Annotated in this window: 23 protein-coding genes; 4 read left to right on the top strand and 19 right to left on the bottom strand. The window is 46.7% G+C overall.

Going from position 1 to position 24,377, the window contains the following annotated elements:
- Positions 1 to 21 precede the first annotated feature (21 nt).
- The 5 genes from ICN25_RS02835 to ICN25_RS02815 form a co-directional block, all read right to left on the bottom strand.
- Complete coding sequence (locus tag ICN25_RS02835; protein WP_216178888.1) at positions 22 to 993, bottom strand: aspartate carbamoyltransferase catalytic subunit; 972 nt, start codon at positions 991 to 993, stop codon at positions 22 to 24.
- A gap of 5 nt (positions 994 to 998) precedes the next feature.
- On the bottom strand, positions 999 to 1,505 hold the full coding sequence (pyrR, locus tag ICN25_RS02830) for a bifunctional pyr operon transcriptional regulator/uracil phosphoribosyltransferase PyrR (protein WP_216179551.1): 507 nt from the start codon (positions 1,503 to 1,505) through the stop codon (positions 999 to 1,001).
- Position 1,506: 1 nt separating this feature from the next.
- A complete protein-coding gene (gene ruvX / locus ICN25_RS02825) occupies positions 1,507 to 1,932 on the bottom strand; it encodes a Holliday junction resolvase RuvX (RefSeq protein ID WP_216178887.1) in 426 nt (141 codons plus the stop codon).
- Complete coding sequence (locus ICN25_RS02820) at positions 1,925 to 2,509, bottom strand: YqgE/AlgH family protein (RefSeq protein ID WP_216179550.1); 585 nt, start codon at positions 2,507 to 2,509, stop codon at positions 1,925 to 1,927. Before ICN25_RS02820 ends, ruvX begins: the two co-directional genes overlap by 8 nt.
- A gap of 112 nt (positions 2,510 to 2,621) precedes the next feature.
- Positions 2,622 to 3,440, bottom strand: coding sequence for a YdcF family protein (locus tag ICN25_RS02815; protein WP_216178886.1), 819 nt, complete (start codon positions 3,438 to 3,440; stop codon positions 2,622 to 2,624).
- A 79-nt stretch (positions 3,441 to 3,519) separates the two neighbouring features.
- Here ICN25_RS02815 and ICN25_RS02810 point away from each other — a divergent pair, with 79 nt between their 5' ends.
- Both ICN25_RS02810 and ICN25_RS02805 read left to right on the top strand, forming a co-directional pair.
- A complete protein-coding gene (locus ICN25_RS02810; RefSeq protein WP_216178885.1) occupies positions 3,520 to 5,010 on the top strand; it encodes a deoxyribodipyrimidine photo-lyase in 1,491 nt (496 codons plus the stop codon).
- Positions 5,011 to 5,046: 36 nt separating this feature from the next.
- Positions 5,047 to 5,886: a symmetrical bis(5'-nucleosyl)-tetraphosphatase gene (locus tag ICN25_RS02805; protein ID WP_216178884.1), complete on the top strand. Its 840-nt coding sequence runs from the start codon at positions 5,047 to 5,049 to the stop codon at positions 5,884 to 5,886.
- 16 nt (positions 5,887 to 5,902) lie between these two features.
- Here the strand turns inward: ICN25_RS02805 and hemL are convergent, their stop codons facing one another.
- The 10 genes from hemL to ICN25_RS02755 all read right to left on the bottom strand — a co-directional run bounded on the left by hemL (position 5,903) and on the right by ICN25_RS02755 (position 16,702).
- The gene (gene hemL, locus ICN25_RS02800) at positions 5,903 to 7,195 is read right to left on the bottom strand and encodes a glutamate-1-semialdehyde 2,1-aminomutase (RefSeq protein WP_216178883.1); all 1,293 of its coding nucleotides are present in this window, start codon (positions 7,193 to 7,195) and stop codon (positions 5,903 to 5,905) included.
- A gap of 53 nt (positions 7,196 to 7,248) precedes the next feature.
- Positions 7,249 to 7,419 (bottom strand): rubredoxin, encoded by a 171-nt coding sequence (locus ICN25_RS02795; RefSeq protein ID WP_011902084.1) that lies wholly within the window; start codon positions 7,417 to 7,419, stop codon positions 7,249 to 7,251.
- Between the two features lie 25 nt (positions 7,420 to 7,444).
- Entirely contained in the window at positions 7,445 to 8,911 is a 1,467-nt protein-coding gene (locus ICN25_RS02790) for a class I SAM-dependent RNA methyltransferase (RefSeq protein WP_216178882.1), read from the bottom strand.
- 71 nt (positions 8,912 to 8,982) lie between these two features.
- The gene (locus ICN25_RS02785) at positions 8,983 to 9,408 is read right to left on the bottom strand and encodes a CopD family protein (protein WP_216178881.1); all 426 of its coding nucleotides are present in this window, start codon (positions 9,406 to 9,408) and stop codon (positions 8,983 to 8,985) included.
- A gap of 33 nt (positions 9,409 to 9,441) precedes the next feature.
- A complete protein-coding gene (locus ICN25_RS02780; protein ID WP_216178880.1) occupies positions 9,442 to 10,728 on the bottom strand; it encodes a glutamate-5-semialdehyde dehydrogenase in 1,287 nt (428 codons plus the stop codon).
- A gap of 62 nt (positions 10,729 to 10,790) precedes the next feature.
- Positions 10,791 to 11,852 (bottom strand): DNA polymerase III subunit delta, encoded by a 1,062-nt coding sequence (holA, locus tag ICN25_RS02775; RefSeq protein ID WP_216178879.1) that lies wholly within the window; start codon positions 11,850 to 11,852, stop codon positions 10,791 to 10,793.
- A gap of 19 nt (positions 11,853 to 11,871) precedes the next feature.
- Positions 11,872 to 12,399, bottom strand: coding sequence for an LPS assembly lipoprotein LptE (gene lptE / locus ICN25_RS02770; protein WP_216178878.1), 528 nt, complete (start codon positions 12,397 to 12,399; stop codon positions 11,872 to 11,874).
- 35 nt (positions 12,400 to 12,434) lie between these two features.
- The gene (gene leuS / locus ICN25_RS02765; protein WP_216178877.1) at positions 12,435 to 15,107 is read right to left on the bottom strand and encodes a leucine--tRNA ligase; all 2,673 of its coding nucleotides are present in this window, start codon (positions 15,105 to 15,107) and stop codon (positions 12,435 to 12,437) included.
- A gap of 32 nt (positions 15,108 to 15,139) precedes the next feature.
- On the bottom strand, positions 15,140 to 15,946 hold the full coding sequence (gene dapB, locus ICN25_RS02760; RefSeq protein ID WP_216179548.1) for a 4-hydroxy-tetrahydrodipicolinate reductase: 807 nt from the start codon (positions 15,944 to 15,946) through the stop codon (positions 15,140 to 15,142).
- A gap of 69 nt (positions 15,947 to 16,015) precedes the next feature.
- Positions 16,016 to 16,702: an outer membrane protein assembly factor BamE gene (locus ICN25_RS02755; RefSeq protein WP_255536650.1), complete on the bottom strand. Its 687-nt coding sequence runs from the start codon at positions 16,700 to 16,702 to the stop codon at positions 16,016 to 16,018.
- A gap of 76 nt (positions 16,703 to 16,778) precedes the next feature.
- On the opposite strand from ICN25_RS02755, the gene fur reads away from it, so the two are divergent.
- Complete coding sequence (gene fur, locus ICN25_RS02750; protein WP_216179546.1) at positions 16,779 to 17,237, top strand: ferric iron uptake transcriptional regulator; 459 nt, start codon at positions 16,779 to 16,781, stop codon at positions 17,235 to 17,237.
- A gap of 104 nt (positions 17,238 to 17,341) precedes the next feature.
- Here fur and gap read toward each other — a convergent pair whose 3' ends face one another.
- On the bottom strand, positions 17,342 to 18,370 hold the full coding sequence (gap, locus tag ICN25_RS02745) for a type I glyceraldehyde-3-phosphate dehydrogenase (protein WP_215328738.1): 1,029 nt from the start codon (positions 18,368 to 18,370) through the stop codon (positions 17,342 to 17,344).
- A gap of 40 nt (positions 18,371 to 18,410) precedes the next feature.
- Positions 18,411 to 20,408, bottom strand: a complete 1,998-nt coding sequence (gene tkt, locus ICN25_RS02740; protein WP_216178875.1) for a transketolase — start codon at positions 20,406 to 20,408, stop codon at positions 18,411 to 18,413.
- A 43-nt stretch (positions 20,409 to 20,451) separates the two neighbouring features.
- Here tkt and ICN25_RS02735 point away from each other — a divergent pair, with 43 nt between their 5' ends.
- A complete protein-coding gene (locus ICN25_RS02735) occupies positions 20,452 to 21,213 on the top strand; it encodes a 16S rRNA (uracil(1498)-N(3))-methyltransferase (RefSeq protein WP_216178874.1) in 762 nt (253 codons plus the stop codon).
- Between the two features lie 35 nt (positions 21,214 to 21,248).
- Here ICN25_RS02735 and ICN25_RS02730 read toward each other — a convergent pair whose 3' ends face one another.
- Positions 21,249 to 21,869, bottom strand: a complete 621-nt coding sequence (locus ICN25_RS02730) for a barstar family protein (protein ID WP_015420405.1) — start codon at positions 21,867 to 21,869, stop codon at positions 21,249 to 21,251.
- Between the two features lie 138 nt (positions 21,870 to 22,007).
- Complete coding sequence (locus ICN25_RS02725; RefSeq protein WP_255536649.1) at positions 22,008 to 24,347, bottom strand: NADP-dependent malic enzyme; 2,340 nt, start codon at positions 24,345 to 24,347, stop codon at positions 22,008 to 22,010.
- Between the last annotated feature and the right edge of the window lie 30 nt (positions 24,348 to 24,377).

Here is a 24,377-nt window from a genome sequence, read left to right as displayed (position 1 = left end):
CGTAGTAGTTCGCAATAGTGACTAGTTACCGGCAACAATGGACATTACTGCCATGCGCACCGCAATACCAAAGGTAACTTGATTGAGAATGACTGACTGGGGACCATCCGCTACAGCTGAATCAATTTCTACTCCACGGTTCATAGGGCCTGGATGCATCACGATGGCATCAGACTTAGCTAAGGCCAAGCGCGTAGGCGTTAAGCCATACTGCTTGAAGAAAGCATCACCCTCTGGAACTTGTCCTGCTTCCATGCGTTCCTTCTGAATACGCAATGTCATGATTACATCAACACCCTTTAAGCCCTCTTCCATACTATGGAAGACCTTAACGCCCAACATGTCTAGATCGCTCGGCAAGAGACTTTCGGGGCCAATCGCTCGAATGTCGGTACAGCCTAATGTTCGCAAAGCGCAGATGTTCGATTTTGCTACTCGGCTATGCACAATGTCACCTACGATAGCAACTTTCAGGCCACTAAAGTCTTTCTTAAAGTGGCGCATTGTGTACATATCCAGCAAGCCTTGAGTAGGATGCTGATGACTACCATCGCCAGCATTGACTACGTGAACGTGCGCAGGAATGTTTTGAGCGATCTCAATAGGCGCCCTAGAAACACTGTGACGCACTACAAAAATATCTGCCTGCATTGCCACTAAGTTATCAATCGTGTCTAAAAGACTTTCGCCTTTTGCAGTAGAGGATGTAGAGATATCCAAATTAATCACGTCTGCTGATAAACGCTTAGCAGCGATCTCAAAAGTAGTACGCGTGCGGGTAGAGTTTTCAAAGAACAAGTTGAAGACGCTCTTACCGCGAAGTAGTGGAACTTTTTTTACTTCTCGAGCAGGATCTGTCACACTCACAAACTGTTGTGCAGTATCCAAAATATGCAGAATCTGTTCTTTTGGCAAACCCTCTAAAGTCAGCAAATGGGTTAACTCACCAGCGGCATTGAATTGATTTACGGGAGTGATGATTGAATTATGCATACCGCTCATTCTGCACGCCCCTCTAATTGGAAGCTGAACTTGCCAGCATCATTTTTTTCCAAGATCAATATTTGATTCTCCGGAACACTTACTTGCTCACCTACAAAGTCAGCAGAAATTGGTAATTCACGATTCTCACGATTCGCTAAAACCATCAACTCTACTTGAGCAGGTCTACCGAAATCAAATAATTCATTGAGTGCTGCACGAACCGTACGACCCGTGAGCAAAACATCATCAATCAAAATCACATTTGCGCCATTCACCTCGAATGGAAGATGGGTAGACATCGAGCTGGCGGTACGAAGCGCCGTCATACCCTTCTCGGCATAGTCATCTCGATGAAAGGCCACATTAATTACTCCAAAGTGGGGAAGATTTAAATCCGCAGCTAAACGCTCCGCAATCCAAGCCCCACCCATTGCAAGACCAGCCAACTCAAATAAATCGCCAGCCTTTTTGCGCTGACTCAAAGTCTCTAGTAATTTCAGATAGGACTGCTCTGCATTCATCTCAACTAATCCAATTCTTTTCAAGAAAATACTGCTCCAAAATCAAGGCCGCAGACTCGGCATCCAAATTGTCTCGCATATCGGGATCACCCTCTAAAACAGCCGAGGTATAGCGCTCATCTACCCACTCCACCGGCAACTGAAAGCGTCCGTGCAACTGATTGCCAAAGCGGCGGGCCTTGGCACTCATGTCGTGCTCAGCTCCGTCAGGATGGCATGGCAGCCCCACCACCAACCGATTTGGCTGCCAATCTTTGATGAGGGTCTGAATAGCCTTAAATCGCAGATCCTCAGATGGCTCCTCAATAATCTTCAATGGCTGGCCAGCTTTGGTCAGAGTATTCCCAACAGCAACGCCAATACGCCGCGTCCCAAAGTCAAAGGCCAAGACCGTCAACTCTGCGCTCTTGTTAATGCTCTCAGGCATGCCCTGCCTCGCCAGATAGATGGGATGGATCAAATCCTAAAAGACCCATCGTACGCTCGTAGCGCTGGGTAGAGGGGGTATTAAAAATAATCTCAATCATTTGCTTCTGAGATAAGGGGACATTGATCCAGCCATTGAGGGTGATCTCCTCCTCAAGTTGGCCCGCACTCCAACCCGCATAACCCAAGGTCATTAAGAACTTGCTGGGTCCAGAACCAGTTGCCACGGCCTCAAGCACATCCTTAGATGTCGTCATGGTCAAACCACCCGGAACGGCTAAGGAGGAGCTATATGCCACCTCTGTGGTGGGTTCGTGCAAGACAAAACCACGCTCAATTTGCACTGGACCACCAAAATAGACTGGCTGTTCAGATACTGGCTCAGCCTCCAGCTTGACCTCAATTTTTTCAAATAAGGCACCCATATCGAGTTCGGTGGGGCGATTAATCACCAAGCCCATCGCACCCCGTTCGGTATGCTCAAAAAGATAGATAACTGAACCTGCAAAATTGGGGTCGACCATCCCAGGCATAGCAATGAGGAATTGGTTTGCTAGATGATCAGCAGAATAAGCAATTGAGGACCCAGCAGCAGAAGCTTGGGTAGTCTGGGTGGGTGCCGCAACTTGACCCACAGGGGCTTTTTTAGCCATGTTCATGTGGGTTTATTTTACCGAATTCTTACCCTGGTTAGATCTTTCCAGTGAGCCAGTAGGCTAAAAGACCAACTACCTCATGCACCACCTTATTCCAGTTTTGCACGCCATCCTCTAGGTCAAACTTACCCCAGCGAAGCTGGTTGCTAGTTTGGTAGTCGACGGGAACCGGAATTACCTCAACTCCCCGCCTCTGGAAAATCTTTACTGATCGGTACATGTGCGATGCCGAAGTAATCATCAGCCAAGGTTTTAGGGGTGCACTAGCTTCTTTGGCGCTCTCAGCCCCCAGCTCCAAGATCATCGGCTTCATCAATATGACATTTTCATAAGTATTGCGGGATTGGTTTTCGTAATGGGCATTTTTGTCCGGCAAACCCTGCTCCGCGATCAGCTGCTTAAAGGCATCCGCCTCAGAAATGCCCTTAGGAGAAAGGCGCCCAGAGAAGCCGCTAAAGATAAAAGGCAGATCGGGATACTTGCGAATAAGCTCAAAGGCTTTGGTGACTCGCTCGGCCGAGGAATAAATTGATACCTCGCCACGATCCTCTGCAATCTCGCCGCCCTCAATGGCGCCGCCCAAAATAATGATCCCGCCAAAGTCTGCCTCCGACATCTGAGCAAGCTGAACCTTAGGAACGCTATCTTCAAGAGCTCTTAAAAAGACCTCGGAAGTTGGCAACCATCCAACCAGCAATAAGTCTGCCAAAGCGAATAGCAAGAATCGTTTGCATAGATGGGTTTTTCTAAGACTTAGAAATAGCAGGCTGAGCGCCACAAAAACGATTACCCAGTTGAGGGGCTCAATGCAAAACTGCACTAGTTTTGAAAAAACGAAAAATAAAGTATCCATCAGTGATCAATCTATTTAATAAGCGGAATATTACTCGCAAGCCCAGCGAAGCTCCTCAATAAGCCCTAATATAGGGGCTATGCAAAAAGCTCTCGTTTGGCTCCGTCGCGACCTGCGTCTCTATGACAACGCCGCCCTTCATCACGCCCTGAAAAATAATAGCCAAGTTTGGCTAGCGTTTATCTTCGATACTGAAATTCTGGATCCACTGAAGTCTGAAGATCTAGATGCAAGCGGTCTGAAGCATGATCGGCGTGTAGACTTCATTTGGCAGGGTCTAGAACAAATCGATGAACAATTACGCAAACTAGGTGGCGGACTCATTGTTCAGTACGGAAAACCCACTACGTGTATTCCGAAGATTGCGGAAGCTTTGGGCGTTAATACCGTTTACACCAATCATGACTATGAGCCCTCGGCCATAGCCCGTGATGCTTCTATAGCAAGATCACTAGAGAAATTTGGTATTGAATTGGAGACCTTCAAAGATCAGGTCATCTTTGAGAAAAAAGAAATTCTCACCAACTCCAACACCGTTTTCTCAATCTTCACCCCTTATAAAAATAATTGGCTTAAGACGCTGCAAGAAAAAGATATTGCCGCTTATGACTGCGACCCTAAAAAAGGTCAGTTAGCCGCTATCCCAAAATCATTAGAGGTGCCCTTTCCACCCCTAGAGTCTATGGGCTTTAGCCCGACTGGGATTGAAACTTATCTTCCTCCGGGATCGGAGGGTGGGCAGAGTTTCTTGGAGGATTTCCTACACCGCATCGATCAATACCAAATCGGTCGAGACTTCCCTGCCATCAAAGGCGTGAGCTATCTATCCACACACCTCCGCTTTGGCATGCTATCCATTCGAGGCTTGGTACGCGAAGCACACCGCCGCATGCTTGCTGGCAGCATGGGTGCAACGATCTGGTTAAGCGAACTGATTTGGCGTGATTTCTATTTCATGATTTTGGCGAATCACCCACGCCTTGCTGAGGGCGCAGCCTTCAAGCCAGACTACGACAATATCGAATGGGAAAGCGGTGCTACTGCCAAGAAATTATTTAAAGCTTGGTGTGATGGCAAAACGGGTTACCCCTTGGTAGATGCTGCCATGTGCCAACTCAACCAAAGTGGCTATATGCATAACCGCTTACGCATGGTGGTTGCCAGCTTTCTCACCAAAGACCTAGGAATTGATTGGCGCTGGGGCGAAATGTATTTTGCAAAACACCTCAATGACTTTGAGCTGTCTTCTAACAATGGCGGGTGGCAATGGGCCTCCTCTTCAGGATGCGATGCGCAACCCTACTTCCGCATCTTCAATCCGATCACCCAATCCCAGAAGTTTGATCCCGAAGGAAAATTTATCCGTCGCTACTTACCTCAACTGGATAAGCTCTCCAAGAAATCCATTCATGCACCTTGGGAAGCCGGTCATATTGAACTGGAGGCTGCCGGCATTCTTCTGGGTCGTGACTATCCCCTGCCGGTTGTTAATCATGATGAGGCGCGCAAAAAGACCTTAGTGCGCTATAGCGTAGTTAAAAAAGTCACCACCGAGGATTCCGCAACTTAATTGCGGGCTTTGGTGCGTTCGGCTTTAAGATAAGGTATGAGCAAGATCTACGCCGTCGGGGATATTCAAGGGTGCACACCGTCCTTGAAAGCGCTCGTCAAAAAACTCCCTACTCAATCTAAGATGATTTTTTTGGGTGATCTTGTGAATCGAGGTCCTGACTCATTAGGTACCCTTCGCTATCTAAAGCAATTACAAGAAGAAAAACGTATTGAATGCATTCTTGGGAATCATGACCTGCACTTGCTAGCCGTAGATGTAGGCATTCGCAAAACCAAGGGGTTGGATACTGTTCAGCCCATACTGGATGCACCCGATAGAGCTGAATTAATTCATTGGTTACGCCATCGGCCGATGGCTCTTAGTAATGGAAAAGTTTTAACAGTTCATGCTGGGGTTTTGCCTCAATGGGATCTGCAGCAAACGATTGAATGCGCACAAGAAGTAGAAAAAGCACTTCGCAACAAATCCTATAAGGATTTTTTAGCGAATATGTATGGTGATACCCCAAACAAATGGAACAATTCCCTTAAAGGCTATGAGCGTTTGCGCGTCATTACCAATGCACTAACCCGTATTCGTTTTTGCACTCCTACGGGCACTATGGAGTTTGAAAGTAAAGAAGGTTTTGAAGATGGTCCGAAGGGCTACATTCCCTGGTTCAAAACTCCTAAGAGAAAAACGCAAGATACTTTGATTTACTTTGGGCACTGGTCAACTCTAGGGCTACTCCAACATAAGCATGTCATTGGATTAGATACTGGTTGCGTATGGGGCGGCAAACTCACCGCCATGGAAATACCCGAATCGGGTAAACCTAATAAGAATTTAGGAATTATTCAAGTGGATGGTTATGACCATCCACTCAGAATGTAATTCTGACTTCTACCTCTTATAACTTTTTAAATGCAGTTTTTGCTGCGGCGATGATCTCATCAAGTACGGCATTGTCATGAGTAATAGAGGTAAATCCAGCCTCATAAGCAGAGGGTGCTAAGTACACCCCTTGATCGAGCATCAAATGAAAAAATTTCTTAAATGCTTCAATATCAGTTTTAGTCACCGCCTCAAAAGAAGTTGGTACCTCATCAGCAAAATAGAAGCCGAACATGCCGCCAACGCTATCCACAGCAAACGGTACGCCCGCTTCGACCGCAGCTAGCTTTAATCCAGTCATGAGCTTTTCGGTTTGACCAGTCAAACACTCATAGAAACCTTCTCTAGAAATAATCTCTAAGGTCTTTAAGCCTGCAGCTACAGCTACTGGGTTACCTGACAAGGTACCCGCTTGGTAAACATTCCCCAAGGGTGCAAGCTTGGACATGATTTCTTTTTTACCACCAAAGGCAGCCATCGGCATGCCGCCGCCCATGACCTTGCCAAGGCAGGTAAGATCAGGCGTAATGCCTTGTAGAGATTGAGCCCCACCTAAGGCAACCCTAAAGCCGGTCATCACTTCGTCGTAAATTAATACGCTGCCATGTTGGCTAGTTAGCTGACGTAGCGTCAATAAAAATTCTTTTGAAGGTTTAATCAAATTCATATTGCCGGCAATCGGCTCAATAATGACTGCCGCAATCTGATCGCCCTGCTTCTGAAATACTTCCTTCAGAGCTGCCACATCGTTATATGGCAACACCAAAGTATGTTTCACTAAATCATGTGGCACGCCACCAGATGACGGGGCATTTTGAGTGGAGTCTGCAAAGGTCAAGAGGCCAGAACCTGCCTTCACCAACAAACTATCTGCGTGTCCGTGATAACAGCCCTCGAACTTGATGATAAGGTCACGGCCCGTATAGCCACGTGCAAGACGCAGAGCGCTCATGGTGGCTTCGGTTCCACTCGATACCATGCGTACTTGCTCAATACTAGGAACCAACTGGCAAATACGTTCTGCTAACTCAATTTCACCTTCGGTAGGAGCGCCGAAGCTAAAGCTGGTTTCTGCAGCTCGCTTTACCGCTTCAACCACTTCTGGGTTCGCATGGCCCGCAATCATGGGGCCCCAAGACATAATCAAATCAATATAGCGCGTACCTTCGGCATCCCAGAAATAAGGACCTTTAGCTTTAGCAACAAAACGGGGTGTACCACCCACCTGACGAAAAGCGCGCACTGGAGAGTTAACCCCGCCAGGAATCGTTTTTTGCGCACGTTCAAATAAGATGTCGTTTTGTCCCAAGATGTTGCCCTGCTTTCGCTAAAGTAATTTAGTAATTAATTGATTTGAGTCGATTAGATCGCCATCATTTCAAAATCTTCCTTACGTGCACCGCACTCAGGACAAGTCCAGTTCATAGGTACATCTTTCCACAACGTTCCTGGTGCAATACCTTCTTCCGGTAGACCAGCAGCTTCGTCATATACCCAACCGCAAATTAAACACATATATGTTTTGAATTCCATGGCCGCCTTCCTTGTCTATACTTTTTTATTTTAAATCTGCTGCAGCATCGCGTTTTTGATGCATCTCAAACTTAAACAGTCTGCACTCTAGCGGGCCATTAAATAAAGGTGTGCGCTTAGATTCTTTAATGCGCAACTGCCCTGGTAAGGCCATATCTGCTGTTAATACAAAGACATGCCAGCCACCGAAGGCATCTTTAAGGTGCTGACCAAACTGTCTCAAGAACTCGACAAACTTGGGGTCTTGCTCTTCTTGAGCTTGCAACTTTTTGAGAGACTCACGGCTAGAACGTTTAGCGCTCTGACGGCCGGTTTCCAGATTAAAAGCATAGCGGTCTTCTGGCTCCTCCGCTTGCTCGTAGGCGTCTTGCTCCATATCTCCGCCCGCAGCACGATCCTGACCTCGCCCACCCTTGATCACTAAGCGCTCACCATAAGGCGGGTTCAAGAGCATGACACCATCTTGAGTATTTGCAGGTGGTTTGCTGGCCAAAGCATCAATCTGGCGAGTCACCGGCAGGCCAGGCAATTGAGCACGCTGCCAATTAGCTTTAAACATCGCCACTAGGCGCTCATTAATATCGCCACCGCTAATGCCTAAAGATTCTGAATCTGGGAACTGTTTGCGTTTTTCCATCATCTCAGCGTGTGCAGCGTCTTTCAGGGAGCCCCAGCGCTTTTGCTCTGCAGTCTCGTTAAAAGGCTTGAGTCTTTGAAATCCAAAACCATGGGCCGAAGTAACCAATGGACGATATGCCAAACGACTTGGCTTCGCATCATCACCATACATCCCTGCCCGAATTGCTCCTGGCGGAACTCCTAATGCCATTTGCGCGGCTTCAATTAAAAAGGTTCCGCTACCGCACATCGGATCAAATAGGGTTTGAGTAGGCTTCCAGCCGGTAATCGACAAAATTCCAGCCGCGAGATTTTCTTTTAATGGAGCGTCACCTTTTTCGTCTCGCCAGCCGCGTTTAAATAAGGCCTCACCAGAAGTATCCAAATAGATAGTGGCATGCGTTGCAGTCAGATGAGCTTGTACACGCACATCCGGAAACGCGGTATCAATACTAGGACGATCGCCAGTGACATCACGTAGGCGATCCACAATCGCGTCCTTAATCTTTAGAGTCGCGAAATTCAAACTCTTAAGCGGGGAACGATGAGCAGTCACATCCACGCGCAGAGTTTGTTTAGAAGAAAACCACTCCTCCCATGCTAAACCGCTAGCTAATTTATAGAGATCTTCCTCTTGGCGATATGGCGATTCCGCCATTTGCAGTAAGACTCGGCTTGCAATACGGGAATGCAGGTTCAAAGCCATTGCAGCAGATATTGGTGCCGCTAAACCCACTCCACCAGTTGGGCTAGTAGGCGTAGGATCAATCACCCAAGCGCCTAAAGCCTTACAGTCAGGTCGCTGCGCAATGCTTGCCAGCTCTTGTGCAAGAGGCACTTCCAATCCACCTGGACAAACAACAAAAAATCTCATGAGGCTAGCAATCTAAAAAAGGGGGAATAAAAAATAGCAAGAAGAATTAAACAATTGGCCGAGGATCAGCGTTAAGGCTTAATAACTACCAAGGCTGTCACAACCAACAAAAGAATTACGGGCACTTCGTTAAACCAGCGGAACCAAACTCCCGAACGGGTATTAACACCATTACGAAACTTCTTCAGCAAGCTCCAACAAGCATGGTGATAACCAATGACTAGGATGACAAAAAACATCTTGGCATGCATCCAAACCTCACCAGCACCAATCTTGAAATGCAACCAAAGGGTTAAGCCCAAGAAGACTGCCGGTACCGCCAAAATAGTCATAAAACGAAAGAGGCGGTCTGCCATCCCAAGAAGACGTGCATACACCTCGGGATTCTTTTCATCTGCCAAATTCACAAAAATACGCGGGAGATAAAATAAGCCTGCGAACCAAGAGGCAATCAAAACAATATGAAAGGTCTTAGTCCATAAATATGCATTGCCCATGATGAATAATTTCCGTTCTGTAATGGAGCTAGATTAAGTGCGAATTTCGCCATGACCCATGACGATGTATTTGAGAGAAGTAAGACCATCTAGGCCCACAGGGCCACGAGCATGTAATTTGTCGTTCGAGATGCCAATCTCAGCACCAAGCCCATATTCAAAGCCATCCGCAAAACGAGTACTAGCATTGACCATTACGCTGGCACTATCAACTTCCCGCAAAAAACGATTCGCTTGCACTTGATTATTGGTAATGATGGCATCGGTATGTTTACTGCCGTACTGCTCAATATGGCTCATGGCCTCATCCATATCAGCAACAGTCTTAATCGACAAAATTGGTGCCAAATATTCTGTTTGCCAATCTTCTTCAACTGCAGTGACTAGGTTTTTGAAGCCTGCAGCCTCTAAAGTATTGCGTGTAAGGGCATCAACGCGCAACTCCACACCCTTATCTTGGTAAATCTTACAAAGAGATGGTAACACTTGAGTTGCAATGGTTTTATTGACCAAGAGTGTTTCCATCGCATTGCAAGGAGCATAGCGCTGTGTCTTAGCGTTATCGCAAACCTTAATCGCCATCGCGATATCTGCATCAGCATCAATATAGGTATGGCAGATGCCGTCCAAATGCTTAATCATCGGCACACGTGCTTCCGCCATCAAGCGGGCGATCAAACTCTTACCACCGCGTGGCACGATCACATCAATATATTCAGTCATGGTGATCATTTCACCAACAGCAGCGCGATCTGTAGTGGTCACAACCTGCACCGCATCCATTGGCAAATTAGCAGTATCTAAGCCTTCTTGAATCAATTGCGCCAACATAGCATTTGAATCAATCGCCTCCGAACCACCACGCAAGATAACCGCATTACCTGACTTCAAGCAAAGTGCGGCTGCATCAATCGTGACGTTAGGGCGAGACTCATAAATAATTCCAATCACACCGAGTGGCACACGCATCTGACCGAGTTCAATACCAGAGGCCTGTTTTTGCAATGGCGTTATTTTGCCAATCGGGTCTTCAAGAGAAACAATTTGCTCCAGACCTAAGGCCATAGATTCAATGGTCTTTGGAGTCATGGTGAGTCGGTCAATAAAAGCAGCGTCTTGACCATTGGCTTTTGCTCGAGCAACATCAAGTGCATTCACTCGCAAAATTTCCTCAGAACGCTCACGAACTAACTTTGCAATATGCAATAAGGCCTGATTTTTCTGTTCGCTAGATGCCCGCGCCATTGCGCGTGAAGCCTGACGAGCACGTCGGCCAATATCTTGCATCATTTGCCCGATAGTATTTTTTGAATTGCTCATATCTTTGTTATATCTAAATTAATATTGTTTTGTCTCAACTTCAATCTTCACCCTAAATCCATCTAGCGCAATAAGTTACCCACCAAACGCAAGCCGTCCCAAGGATCTGCTGGTAATTCAGCCGCATGCAAACCTTTGGCCTGGCGATCTAAGCCTGCTGCCACCTGCATCGCTCTGCGCAACTTCAAAGGCTGCACCCGTTTTAGAGCCATAGGATATAAACGCTCTTTATTGCCCCAGATACGATTGGCACGCATTAAATTCTGAACTGACTCTCCTGCATCACTCGCTGCCTTCAGTTTCGATAGTATCCGAAGCTCTTCCGTTACGCTCCATAGAATCAAAACCAAAGGCTCACCCTCACCTTTGAGGCCATCAAGCATGCGATTGAGGCGAGGCAGATCACCAGCCAACATCGCTTCAGTTAATTCAAAGACGTTATAACGAGCTACCTTCAAAATGGCTGACCGAATTTGCTCTTCCGTCAGCACCCCAGCAGGATGCAACAAACCTAGTTTCTGAATCTCTTGGTGAGCAGCGATAAGGTTACCCTCCACTTGCTCAGCAATAAAAGCTAAGGCGCGCTGCCCATCTGGACCTGACTGCACTTCTTGGCCCTGCTTCTTGAGTCGTCCTGCAATCCATTGTGGCAATTGCGTGCGATCCAAGGAATCCAATTGAATGGCCATGCCCGCTTCATCTAAAGCGCTAAACCAGGCAGAGGTTTTGGTCTTGCCATCTAATTTGGGTAGGATGATGCAAAAAATAGTATCTGGTCCTTCGGGCCCCACCAGCTGAGACTCAATTTGGGCTGAGAACTGTTTGAGCGCATCAGCACCATCACGGCCAGGCTTGCCTGTTGGTATACGCAACTCTACCCAGCGCTTGTCTCCGAACAAAGACATTGTTTGGCCTGCACTTAATAAAGCGCTCCAATCAAACCCGCGCTCTTGCAATAAGACTTCACGATCGGTGTAGCCCATTTTTTTCGCAGTAGCGCGCAGCTGATCCATCGCCTCCATCATGAGGAGGGGCTCATCACCACTAAAAATGTAAAGGGGCTTTAACGAAGCCGCTGAATTAAGTGACTTCAAATGAACCTGCAGGGCATCGCTCTTAACCATGCGATTTGCTCGTCATTCTTTAAAAGCTTTTAGTCTGTGGTGCTCGAGCAGATGCAGAAACACGACGCAGGATTTGTACCGCAAGATCTCTACGCATCTGAGTCAAGAACTGCTGCATTTGGACGTCGGTTGCCAAAACGGTAGATACCGAGAAGTCCATGTCTCGAGTCAGATAGATTTCGGCTTCAGGTACGACATCAGCTCCTGCATTGTCATAAGCCCTAAACCCAACGCGAATGTTTAAGCGATAGGCAGAGACTTGACCATTCGAGTTATAGGCCAAGATCTCCCGGCCATTCACATCATTTGTTATTTCCAGAATTAAATCGGCATCTTTAGGATTAATGGCGACCTTTGCATCGGTCCCAGTCAAGATGGCTGTCTGTAAATCAGCGCGTAATGGTGGCGATGGGTTACCAGTAATTGCAATCACCTTGAATGGTAAATCGACCATGCCACGTAAGCGATAGCCGCAGGCTATCAAACCACTGACTGGAGCCAAGGCCAGAAACCCAAGCATGGTACGTCGAAGGTGATTTACGCGCATGTGTTTAGTTTCTATCCAAAGTAATTTGCAACGATCTAAGCAACAATATTAATTAAGCGACCCGGCACCACAATCACCTTTTTAGGGGCTGCGCCATTTAATGCTTTTACAGCAGGCTCACTTTGTAATGCCAAGGTCTCAATTTGCTCTTTAGTGGCATCTGCAGGCACACGGATATCACCACGCAACTTGCCATTGATTTGCAACATGATGGTCAACTCAGTTTGAATCAGTGCAGTCTCGTCTACTACGGGCCATGGTGCATCCAATAGACTGCCAAAAGATTGATCGCAACCAATCTCATTCCAGAGGGCATGCGTTAAGTGAGGCACGACTGGGTAAAGCACCCGAATCAAAATACTCAGACACTCACGCAACACAGCAGGTCGCACCACAGTCTTATCACCTAATTTCACAGGCTCTAAGACATTCAACATCTTCATTGCCGCAGAAACTACTGTGTTGTATTGGCGACGTTGATAGTCAAAGTTAGCCTGCTTCAGAATAGTGTGCACTTCACGACGCAATTCTTTTTCAGCATCATTTAAGTCGTTTGGTAATGTCTCGCTAGCAGCGCGGATTGCATCAGCCTGACTACTGGAATACATCCATACGCGACGCAAGAAACGTGATGCACCTTCTACGCCGGCACTAGACCACTCGAGTTGCTGCTCAGGAGGGGCAGCAAACATCACAAAGAGACGTGCAGTATCGGCGCCGTATTGATCAATCAAAGCCTGAGGATCAACGCCATTGTTTTTACTCTTAGACATCTTCTCAACGCCACCAATAATGACTGGTGTGCCAGAAGTATCACCTTTCAGCTTGGCGCTTTGAGGGCGGCCCTTGTCATCAAGCTCGAGCTCTACATCCAAAGGATTTAACCAAGTCTTTTTCCCGGACGCCTCTTCAGAGTAATAAGTCTCATTAAGCACCATGCCCTGCGTTAGCAAGTTTTGGAAAGGCTCATCAAAAGTAATGAGATTGAGATCGCGCATGACCTTAGTCCAGAAGCGCGCATAGAGAAGATGCAAAATCGCATGCTCAATACCGCCAATGTACTGATCCATTGGCATCCAGTATTCGTTACGCGCATCAACCATGGTCTTTGCATCTGGACCGGTATAACGCATGAAGTACCAAGAAGAATCCACGAAGGTATCCATGGTGTCAGTCTCACGACGAGCGGCCTTACCACATTTTGGACACTTCACATTCAGGAAGTCTGCACGCTTATTGAGTGGATTGCCGCTACCATCTGGAACGCAATCTTCAGGTAACACTACCGGCAAATCTGCTTCAGGTACCGGAACTGCACCGCAACCTGGGTTCTGCTCATCGCCACAGTGAATAATCGGAATTGGTGTTCCCCAATAACGCTGACGAGAGATGCCCCAATCGCGCAGACGGTAAGTGGTTTTGATTTCACCAATACCCATCTTTGCTAAATCTTGAGCTACTGCATCAACCGCTTCTTCGTGCGATAAGCCATCGTATTTGCCACTATTGAGACAAACGGCATCATCCTTCTGTGCATACCAATCTTGCCAGTGGCTAGTGTTGAACATGTCTGACGGCGTACGCAAAGCAATCACTTGCTTAATCGGTAAGTCATATTTGAGGGCAAAGGCAAAGTCACGCTCATCATGAGCAGGAACACCCATGACAGCGCCATCGCCGTAGGACATCAACACATAGTTGCCCACCCAAACCGGCACAGGCTCATTAGTCAGTGGATGCGTCACATATAAACCTGTGAACATGCCTTCTTTTTCTTGAGTAGCTAGATCTGCTTCAATCACACTACCTGTTTTACATTTCTCAATAAATTCAGATAACTCAGGATTATTGGTAGCCGCCAATGTTGCTAATGGGTGCTCAGCAGCGACTGCGCAGAATGTAACGCCCATGATGGTGTCGGCACGCGTTGTAAATACATACAACTGACCATCTTGAACAAAGTTACCATGCGCATCTTTAATCTCGTGCTTGAACGCAAAACGTACACCACGACTTTTACCAATCCAGTTTTGCTGCATGGTCTTGACGCGCTCTGGCCAACCTAAGCCATCTAAACCAGAAAGCAATTGCTCTGCATAGGCAGTGATATTGAAGTAATAGCCGGGGATTTCACGCTTTTCTACCAAAGCGCCGGAGCGCCATCCGCGCCCATCAATCACCTGCTCATTTGCCAATACGGTTTGATCGATTGGATCCCAATTGACAACTTGGGTTTTGCGATAAGCAATACCCTTTTCAAGCATCTTCAAAAAGAGCCATTGATTCCAACGATAGTAATCAGGATTACAAGTAGCCACTTCACGCGACCAATCAATTGCAAGACCCATCGCTGCCATTTGCTTTTTCATATAAGCAATGTTGTCGTAGGTCCATTTGGCTGGTGGCACCTTATTCTGAATCGCCGCATTTTCAGCGGGCATACCAAACGCATCCCAGCCCATTGGCATGAGTACGTTATATCCCTGCATGCGCAGCTGTCGCGCCATCACATCGTTGATGGTGTAATTACGAACGTGGCCCATGTGCAACTTACCCGATGGGTAAGGCAACATGGAGCAAGCGTAGTATTTTGGTCTCGGCTTACCGGAAGCATCTTCAGCATTCTCAGAAACCTTATAGGCTTGCGCGCTTTCCCAATCAGCTCGTGCTGCAGCTTCAATACTGCGGTGGTCGTAATCCTTACTCATTCAATACAACTCTTTTCTTCTACTCTGTTTTACTAAACTGATTTACGCAGGCCAAGAACATCTTGCATGTCATACAGGCCGGCATTTTGACTCTGCAAGAAGCGTGCGGCGCGCAGAGAGCCTTGTGCATAAGACTGACGGCTAGAAGACTTATGGCTAATCTCAATACGCTCGCCCTCGCCTGCAAATAAGATAGTGTGATCACCCACAATATCTCCACCACGAATAGTGGCAAAACCAATCGAGCCCGGTTTACGCTCGCCAGTGTGACCTTCGCGGGCATATACAGCAACATCATCTAACTTCTCACCAAGGGCCTCCGCAATCACTTCACCCATGCGCAGTGCGGTACCTGATGGAGCATCTACCTTATGACGATGGTGGGCTTCAACGATTTCAATGTCGTAACCTTCATTCAACATCTTGGCCGCAATTTCCAATAATTTGAATGTGGCATTCACACCCACACTCATGTTTGGCGCAAATACGATGGCTAAACTTGTCGAAGCTTTCCTCAGGCTGTCGATTTGTTCTGGGGTCAGACCAGTTGTACCAATAATCATTTTGCTACCAGTCTTTTGCGCCACAGCTAAATGGGCCATCGTGCCTTCTGGTCGTGTGAAGTCAATTAGGAATTCAGCACCACTCAAAGCCTTAGCAACATCCGATGTAATAGTTACGCCAGTCTTTTTACCCAAGAACGCACCAGCATCTTCACCCAGCAGCGGGCAAGACTCATGCTCCAAGGCGCCAACTAGCTCAGCATCTGCGCAATTAAGCACAGCCTCGATCAACATTTTTCCCATGCGGCCGGTTGCACCAGCAATTGCGATTTTCATCATTTATATCTTCGTTTCTTATTCAAGGTTGTCGAGAGAATTCATTCGACATCAGCACAAAAATTATCTTTACTTCGCTTCACTAGCCTGCGGAATATTGAGGGCGCCTGGGCCTAAGGGTTGAGGCTCAGGCTGGGCATCTGGTGATTTTTTTGAAAAACTAAAAAAGTCCCAAAAAGAACTGCCGGCTGGAGTCGCAGGCACAGGTGCCCCAGCGGGCAAATTATTGGTTGGGCTAGGTACCAGCAACTCAGGCTGCTGCAACGGCGTAGTTACTGGCGGCTTATTTGACCCCGTCACCACATCCCAGAAGGAGCGCTTAGTTTTTGCATAACCATCAATCTCGGCAACCAACTCCACTTCAGTTGGCAAGGCATCACCTTGGAACTTAACTAATTTATCGCCTTCGAAAAATACGGTGACGCGACGCTCTTTGCTCATTTGCTGACCGGAACGCTTAAATTCAAAAACGTAATCCCAACGATTGGCGTGGAAATAACTAGCTAGTAAGGGTGTTCCCAAAATTTGGCGAACTTGTTCGCGACTCTGACCCACTTGCAGTTTGGCGTATTGCTCGCTAGAAATAAAGTTACCCTGCACCACATCAGGAACGTAAGGTTTAAAAACTTTATTCATCCAAGCACGTTGGGTTTCATCTACGGCGCTAGTACAGCCTGTGGCGATGATTACTGTACTTACAGTAGCAATAACTAGTCCAGACCGAGCGAGGCCAAAAACCCCAAAAATGGAGTTCAATAGATGAGTAAAAAGTTGAGGGCAATTTTGCATGGCAGGCCGTATCATTAAGACATTGATTTTAGCTCCCAAACCCATGAATATGAACCAAAACCCTACTCCAGCAGATTTACGCGATATTGGCCTTAAGGCGACCGGTCCACGCATGAAAATCTTGGACTTTTTTCATCAAAATGGTGGCACGCATTTCAGCGCCGAAGACGTCTTCATGGCCCTAGCCAAGGATGACAAAGAAATTGGTTTAGCCACGGTATATCGGGTACTCACCCAGTTTGAACAAGCAGGGCTCTTGCTCCGCAGTCATTTTGAGTCAAGCAAAGGGGATGGCAGAGCTATTTATGAGCTTAATGAGGGTCAACACCATGATCATTTAGTTTGCCTGGATTGTGGCCATGTTGAAGAGTTTGTCGATGAAGCAATTGAGAAAAGGCAGCGCGATATTGCCAAAAACCTGGGTTTTAAGCTCCAGGAGCACTCTTTAGCAATGTATGGTCACTGCCAAAAGAAGGGTTGCCGGAATAAGCCAAAGCCTTAATTCAGGAAGATAAGCGCAGATAATGAAAAAAGACCTCAATTGAGGTCTTTTTTACGTTTAAAGCAATAATTTAGGAGTTTTTAGCGTAAAACCTGATCAATTACTTACTTTACAGCCATCAATGCTTCAGCGGCATTGAGCATTTGGACTGAATAGCCCCACTCGTTGTCATACCAAGCCAATACTTTGACCAACTTGCCATCTGCTGATACGCGAGTCTGGGAAGCATCATAAATACTTGGGCGTGGATCGTGATTGAAGTCGATGGAAACCAAAGGCAAGGTATTGAAACCCAAAATACCCTTCAATTCGCCCTCACTTGCTGTTTTGAGGATGGAGTTGACTTCATCCACGCTAGTAGCGCGGCTGGCAGCAAAGGTTAAATCCACAACAGAAACGTTAATGACGGGCACGCGCATTGCAAAACCATCGAAGCGCCCTGCTAAAGCTGGCAATACCAGGCCAACTGCTTTTGCAGCACCTGTCTTGGTTGGAATCATGCTGGTCACGGCAGAACGCGCTCGGCGCATATCCTTGTGATACACGTCAGTCAGAACCTGATCATTAGTGAATGCATGAATCGTAGTCATCAAGCCAGACTCGATACCAATCTTTTCTAGCAATGGCTTAACCAAAGGCGCTAAACAGTTAGTCGTACAGCTCGCATTGGAAACCACAACGTCGCTTGGTTTGAGAACTTGCTGATTTACACCGTAAACAATTGTGGCATCCACATCTTTTTCACCGGGAGCAGAAATCAGTACTTTCTTCGCACCCTGAGAAATATGCACCATGGCTTTTTCTTTTGAAGTGAATTTGCCTGAGCACTCGAGCACGAGATCCACACCCAACTCACCCCATGGAGTTTCTAAAGGATTACGAGTGGAGAACATCTTGATGCGATCGCCATTAACTACCATGCAATCGCCATCCACTTTTACTTCAGCAGGAAAACGGCCGTGCGCGGAATCATATTGCGTCAAGTGTGCATTGATGTCGATATCACCCATCGCGTTAATTGCGACGATTTTGATATCACGTCTTGGCTTGCCATTGACTTGATCTTCATACAAAGCACGTAAGACCATACGACCAATACGACCATAACCGTTAATTGCGACACGAATTGTCATTCCATTCCCCTTACTAATTTTGAATTCTTAAATAGATAAATTATTTTTTCTTTGCGATGCATTGCTTCACAGTTTTAGCAATCTGATCGACTGTTAAACCAAAATATTCATAGAGCACAGGTGCTGGAGCTGATTCACCAAAGGTATCAACGCCATGCACTGCTGCGCAACCATACTTCCACCAGAAATCAGTCACACCTGCTTCAACAGCAATGCGCGGAACGTCAGCTGGCAATACTTTTGCTTTGTAAGCGGCATCTTGTTGGTCGAACACGGTAGTTGATGGGATTGATACAACACGAATTCCAAAACCTTCACCCTCTAAACGCTCTGCAGTTTGTAGTGCCAAAGCAATCTCAGATCCCGTAGCAATAATTACTGCATCAATTTTAGATTTCTTAGGCTCACGTAAAACATATCCACCACGTGCAATATCCTTTACTTGCTGGCTATTGCGCGACACAAATGGACAGTTTTGACGACTGAAGATCAAAGCACTTGGGCCATGCTTACGCTCAATCGCAGCACCCCATGCAACCGCACTTTCAGTGGTATCACATGGACGCCAAACCATCAAATTCGGAATGAGACGCAAGCTCGCTACATGCTCAACAGACTGGTGGGTTGGGCCATCTTCACCCAAGCCAATAGAGTCATGTGTAAAGACAAAGATGCTGCGCAACTTCATCAATGCAGCCATGCGCAATGCGTTACGACTGTAATCAGAGAAAGTTAAGAATGTTCCGCCAAATGGGATATAGCCACCATGCAAAGCGATACCGTTCATGATGGCGCTCATACCAAATTCGCGCACACCGTAATTAATGTGGTTACCCCACTGATCACCACGTACAGCCTTACATGAAGACCAGTTCGTTAAGTTGGAGCCTGTTAAGTCAGCAGAGCCGCCCATGAATTCTGGCAATGCAGGAGCTAATGCCTCGATGGCATTTTGACTCGCCTTACGAGTGGCAATGGTTTCTGCTTTGGTTTCGCAAGTTTTTAAATAAGCATCTAAAGTTTTAGAGAAGTCTTTAGATAAGTCACCTTGCATGCGGCGCTGTAATTCAGAAGCCAGCTCTGGATATTTATTTTTGTATGCTTGGAATTCTTTATTCCACTCATGCTCAGCAGTTTGGCCACGTTTCTTGAAATCCCAGGCATCGTAAATATCTTTCGGAATTTCAAATGGGGCATACGGCCAATTCAATGCAACGCGAGTTGCTGCAATTTCTGCTGCACCCAATGGGGAGCCATGCACCTTATCGCTGCCAGCCATATTCGGCGAGCCTTGACCAATCGCTGTCTTGCAACATATCAAGGTTGGCTTGTCACTCTTCTTTGCTTTAGCAATTGCGCTAGAGACAGCCTCTGCATCATGACCATCTACATCTCGCAGAACATTCCAGCCATAAGCCTCAAAACGCTTTGGCGTATCTTCGTTAAACCAAGAAACTACTTTGCCATCAATGGAGATGCCGTTGTCATCCCATAGCGCAATCAATTTATTGAGTTTGAGTGTGCCAGCCAATGAGCACACTTCATGACTAATACCTTCCATCAAACAACCATCACCCAAAAATACATAGGTGTAGTGATCAACAATATCGTGACCTGGGCGATTAAATTCTTGCGCTAATAATTTTTCTGCAAGCGCCATACCCACTGCGTTTGAAATCCCCTGACCCAAAGGACCAGTCGTTGTTTCTACTCCGGGAGTAATTCCGTATTCAGGATGTCCCGGTGTTTTGCTGTGCAATTGACGGAAATTTTTCAACTCGCCAATTGGCAAGTCGTAACCTGTGAGGTGCAACAAGGAATACAACAACATCGAGCCGTGACCGTTTGATAAAACAAAGCGATCGCGATTCATCCAATGCGGATCAGTTGGGTTATGTTGCAAATGCTCATTCCAAAGACCAACTGCAATATCGGCCATACCCATTGGCATTCCGGGGTGTCCGGAATTGGCTTGTTGAACTGCATCCATGGATAAAGCACGAATGGCGTTTGCCATACGAATTTGAAGGTTTGACATCGTAAATTAGGTCTCTAGGAAATTAATTAGCTATATTTCAGTAATGCCTCAATTTTATCTTCCCGGCCCATGGGAAACCCAAAAGCCAAATATCCTCACCCCTGAGCTTGCTCATCACTTGCGCGTCCGCCGCATCCAGGTTGGTGAACTCTTCCCTATCTTTGATGGAAAAGGCCAGGTTGCCAAGGCCAAGCTTCTTTCCCTGGGTAATAAATCCGGCGAGGCTGAGCTGAGCGACATTCACCTAGACACCCATCGTGAGAGCCCATATGCGATCACCTTGGCACAAGGCCTGGCTGGTGGCGACAAGATGGATTGGGTGGTCGAGAAGGCCATAGAGACCGGTGCCCAAGTCATTGCACCGCTGCAGTGTGAACGCTCAGTCATCAAATTAACTCGCTCTAGTGATGCGGAGAGGGCTCAAAAGCGCCTCCTCCACTGGGAGGGCATTGTTCAGGCGGCCTGTGAACAATGTGATCGCACAGTATTAGCTTCAGTAGAGCCCGTTCAAAGTTTTGAAAGTTATCTACAAAAGCCACAAAAAGAGACACTTAAGCTACTTTTAAGCCCAGATACTGACAAAAGTCTGTATTCAGTACTAATTGATAACCCCCCACAGGATGTGATTTTGATGATTGGACCTGAAGGTGGTCATTCCCCAGAAGAAGAGGCTCAAGCTCAAGCTGCTGGTTATCAGATTGTTTATCTAGGGGATCGGGTATTAAGAACTGAGACCGCTGGAATTGTGGCGATCACTGCCGTTCACAGTATTTGGGACCCAGAAATGCAAAATCGCCTCAAATAAAGGCGATTTATGCTGTCTTACAAGTTACCTAGTTATTAGGCAAAAGAGTAGAACACGCGGTACGGTGTGCGACGCTCAGACCAGAAATCTACAGCATCACGGAATACATCGAGCAGAGTCTCGCGAGCTTCTTTGTCAAACTTCTGTGTACAAGGCAGGCCTTCGAGCACCACTACAAAACCGGGCTGTGGGCCAGACTTATCAACAGTAGTGGTCAAGGCATCGAGCAAAGGATCAAAATTCTTCGCTTGTTGCTTGGTGAATGTGTAGGCAATCGCAATTGCTTCCAATACTTCGCCTTTAGTCATCGCATTTGCACAATTAGCGTAAATGAAATGTTGGCCAAGCTCTGTAGCTGCTTCCTGTAGGTCAGGAGTGCGGAAAGCACGAATAGATTGCACGATATTAGGGCGCACACTGCGCAACATTGCCGGCGGTCCGGCATCGCGAACGGCCAAAGCGGCACGCCAAGAAGCTGTCACTTTTTTCCCCGAAACTTGATTTGCTGCATAGGTTTGTAAACGAGATAAACCACCCTCGGCATAGATGTTGGCAGCAGATGACTCGGTTTCAAGTCGATCGTTGCTATCCCAACTTTCAGCGCGACTGTGTTCGTCGAAGCCTACTGTAGTGCCGTTTTCAGAGCGATTATTCATGATGGGTGCTAGGTTACCCTTAACACGCCATCAAATCAAGCCCAATTACAGTGCATTTTATATAAACCCTTGATTTATATAATAATTATTTATGTTAGTTATTGCTAACTAACATAAATAAAAGATTGCATTTACGTGCTAAGCCACGCCTCTGGCGTTACTTGCTGCCTCAACTACCGCTAAGGTGGTCACATTGACGATACGACGCACAGTAGCTGATGGCGTCAGAATATGAATTGGCTCAGCCGCGCCTAAGAGCAATGGTCCAATGGCAATACCATTGCCAGCAGCAGTCTTTAACAAATTGTAAGAAATGTTAGCGGCATCAATATTAGGCAGCACTAGCAAGTTCGCATCCCCTTTCAAAGGAGATGAAGTCACTGCGCTGGCGCGAATACTTTCATCCAAGGCGCTATCGCCATGCATTTCACCATCCACCTCAAGTGCGGGATCGGCTTTCTGAATCAAAGCCAATACTTCACGCATTTTGATTGCAGATGGCGCATTACTTGAACCAAAGTTGGAATGTGAAAGTAATGCAACTTTCGGCACAAGACCCAACTTACGCATTTCGCTTGCAGCCATCAAAGTCAATTCAGCTAATTGCTCAGCAGTAGGATCGATATTCACATGGGTATCTACCAAGAATACTTGGCGGCCGGGCAAGATCAAGCCAGACATTGCACCATAAACATTGGCACCAGGTTCGTGACCAACTACCTCATCCACATACTTTAAATGCGTAGCTGAATTACCAACTGTTCCACAAATCATGCCATCAGCCATTCCCTTGCTGATCATGATCGAACCGATCAAGCTATTGCGACGACGCATCTCTAACTTGGCAAAAGATTCAGTAACGCCCTTACGCTCAGTCAAGGCTAAGTAGGTTTGCCAGAAATCACGGTAGCGCGGATCATTCTCGGGATTCACAATCTCAAAGTCATCGCCTGATTTAATACGTAAACCAAACTTCTCGATGCGATGCTCGATCACTGCTGGACGACCAATCAAAATCGGGGTGGCTAGATGCTCATCAATGATGATTTGAACGGCACGTAATACGCGCTCATCTTCACCTTCGGCAAACACGATACGTTTTTGTGCGGCCGGCACACGTTTAGCAATGCTAAATAGTGGCTTCATCAAAGTACCAGAGTGGTACACAAATTGTTGCAACTGATTACGGTAAGCATCAAAGTCTTTAATCGGACGTTGAGCAACACCATCATCCATCGCCGCCTTAGCAACCGCAGGTGCGATGACAGTAATTAGGCGTGGGTCAAATGGTTTTGGAATTAAATATTCTGGGCCAAAAGACAAGTTTTCAATACCGTACACAGAGGTCACTACTTCGCTCTGTTCAGCTTGCGCCAACTCCGCTACAGCCCTCACTGCGGCGACTTCCATGCCGCGTGTAATGGTAGTTGCACCAACGTCTAATGCACCACGGAAAATGAATGGAAAGCACAATACGTTATTCACTTGATTTGGATAATCAGTACGGCCAGTTGCCATGACTGCATCAGGACGAACTTCTTTTACTTCTTCAGGAAGAATCTCAGGCGTTGGATTTGCCAAGGCAAATACCAATGGCTTAGGCGCCATCTTCTTAACCATGTCTTGTTTCAACACACCACCAGCAGAAAGACCCAAGAAAATATCGGCGCCTTCAATCGCTTGATCCAATGTGCGCAATTCTGTCTCTTGGCAGAACGGCTCCTTTTCAGGATCCATTAATTCTTTACGGCCTTTGTACGCAACACCAGCTAAGTCAGTCACCCAAATATTTTTACGAGGAATACCAAGGTCAACCAATAAATCTAAGCAAGCCAATGCAGCGGCACCAGCACCCGAAGTAACTAACTTCACATTACCCACATCTTTACCAACGACTTTCAAGCCATTGAGAATTGCAGCAGCAACCACGATCGCAGTTCCATGTTGATCATCATGGAAGACCGGAATCTTCATGCGCGCTTGTAACTTACGCTCAACTACAAAACAATCTGGCGCTTTGATATCTTCTAAATTAATACCACCAAAAGTAGGCTCAAGCGCTGCAATAATTTCAACCAATTTATCCGGATCGTTTTCATTGACTTCAATATCAAATACATCGATACCGGCGAATTTCTTAAATAGAACCGCTTTACCTTCCATCACTGGCTTACTTGCCAATGGTCCAATATTTCCCAAACCTAAGACTGCAGTGCCGTTAGTAATTACGCCAACCAAATTACCGCGCGCTGTGTACTTGAAGGCATTTGCAGGATCCTTAACGATCTCTTCGCAAGGAGCAGCCACGCCAGGTGTGTACGCAAGAGCTAAGTCTCGCTGATTTGTTAGTTGCTTTGTTGGAGCAATCTCAATCTTTCCCGGAGTAGGAAACTCGTGATAGTGGAGAGCGGCCGCTCTTAAATCCGCTATTTGCTGTTCTTTGCTGCTATTGCTTGGTTTACTCATCAGTTCACTCATCAATCAGACGTATTCAAGCTTCTAATTCTA

The sequence above is a fragment of the Polynucleobacter sp. 80A-SIGWE genome (genome assembly GCF_018882295.1).
Classification (GTDB): Bacteria; Pseudomonadota; Gammaproteobacteria; order Burkholderiales; family Burkholderiaceae; genus Polynucleobacter.
Note: the sequence above shows the minus strand (reverse complement) of the source record. Positions and strands in the feature narration are given on the sequence as shown.

Bases quoted from the DNA above. Each gene is read 5' to 3' on its own strand.
- ICN25_RS02835 (WP_216178888.1), bottom strand. From the start codon at position 993: ATGCATAATTCAATCATCACTCCCGTAAATCAATTCAATGCCGCTGGT.
- pyrR (WP_216179551.1), bottom strand. From the start codon at position 1,505: ATGAATGCAGAGCAGTCCTATCTGAAATTACTAGAGACTTTGAGTCAG.
- ruvX (WP_216178887.1), bottom strand. From the start codon at position 1,932: ATGCCTGAGAGCATTAACAAGAGCGCAGAGTTGACGGTCTTGGCCTTT.
- ICN25_RS02815 (WP_216178886.1), bottom strand. From the start codon at position 3,440: ATGGATACTTTATTTTTCGTTTTTTCAAAACTAGTGCAGTTTTGCATT.
- ICN25_RS02810 (WP_216178885.1), top strand. From the start codon at position 3,520: ATGCAAAAAGCTCTCGTTTGGCTCCGTCGCGACCTGCGTCTCTATGAC.
- ICN25_RS02805 (WP_216178884.1), top strand. From the start codon at position 5,047: ATGAGCAAGATCTACGCCGTCGGGGATATTCAAGGGTGCACACCGTCC.
- ICN25_RS02795 (WP_011902084.1), bottom strand. From the start codon at position 7,419: ATGGAATTCAAAACATATATGTGTTTAATTTGCGGTTGGGTATATGAC.
- ICN25_RS02790 (WP_216178882.1), bottom strand. From the start codon at position 8,911: ATGAGATTTTTTGTTGTTTGTCCAGGTGGATTGGAAGTGCCTCTTGCA.
- ICN25_RS02785 (WP_216178881.1), bottom strand. From the start codon at position 9,408: ATGGGCAATGCATATTTATGGACTAAGACCTTTCATATTGTTTTGATT.
- ICN25_RS02780 (WP_216178880.1), bottom strand. From the start codon at position 10,728: ATGAGCAATTCAAAAAATACTATCGGGCAAATGATGCAAGATATTGGC.
- holA (WP_216178879.1), bottom strand. From the start codon at position 11,852: ATGGTTAAGAGCGATGCCCTGCAGGTTCATTTGAAGTCACTTAATTCA.
- lptE (WP_216178878.1), bottom strand. From the start codon at position 12,399: ATGCGCGTAAATCACCTTCGACGTACCATGCTTGGGTTTCTGGCCTTG.
- leuS (WP_216178877.1), bottom strand. From the start codon at position 15,107: ATGAGTAAGGATTACGACCACCGCAGTATTGAAGCTGCAGCACGAGCT.
- dapB (WP_216179548.1), bottom strand. From the start codon at position 15,946: ATGAAAATCGCAATTGCTGGTGCAACCGGCCGCATGGGAAAAATGTTG.
- fur (WP_216179546.1), top strand. From the start codon at position 16,779: ATGAATATGAACCAAAACCCTACTCCAGCAGATTTACGCGATATTGGC.
- gap (WP_215328738.1), bottom strand. From the start codon at position 18,370: ATGACAATTCGTGTCGCAATTAACGGTTATGGTCGTATTGGTCGTATG.
- tkt (WP_216178875.1), bottom strand. From the start codon at position 20,408: ATGTCAAACCTTCAAATTCGTATGGCAAACGCCATTCGTGCTTTATCC.
- ICN25_RS02735 (WP_216178874.1), top strand. From the start codon at position 20,452: ATGCCTCAATTTTATCTTCCCGGCCCATGGGAAACCCAAAAGCCAAAT.
- ICN25_RS02730 (WP_015420405.1), bottom strand. From the start codon at position 21,869: ATGAATAATCGCTCTGAAAACGGCACTACAGTAGGCTTCGACGAACAC.
- ICN25_RS02725 (WP_255536649.1), bottom strand. From the start codon at position 24,347: ATGAGTGAACTGATGAGTAAACCAAGCAATAGCAGCAAAGAACAGCAA.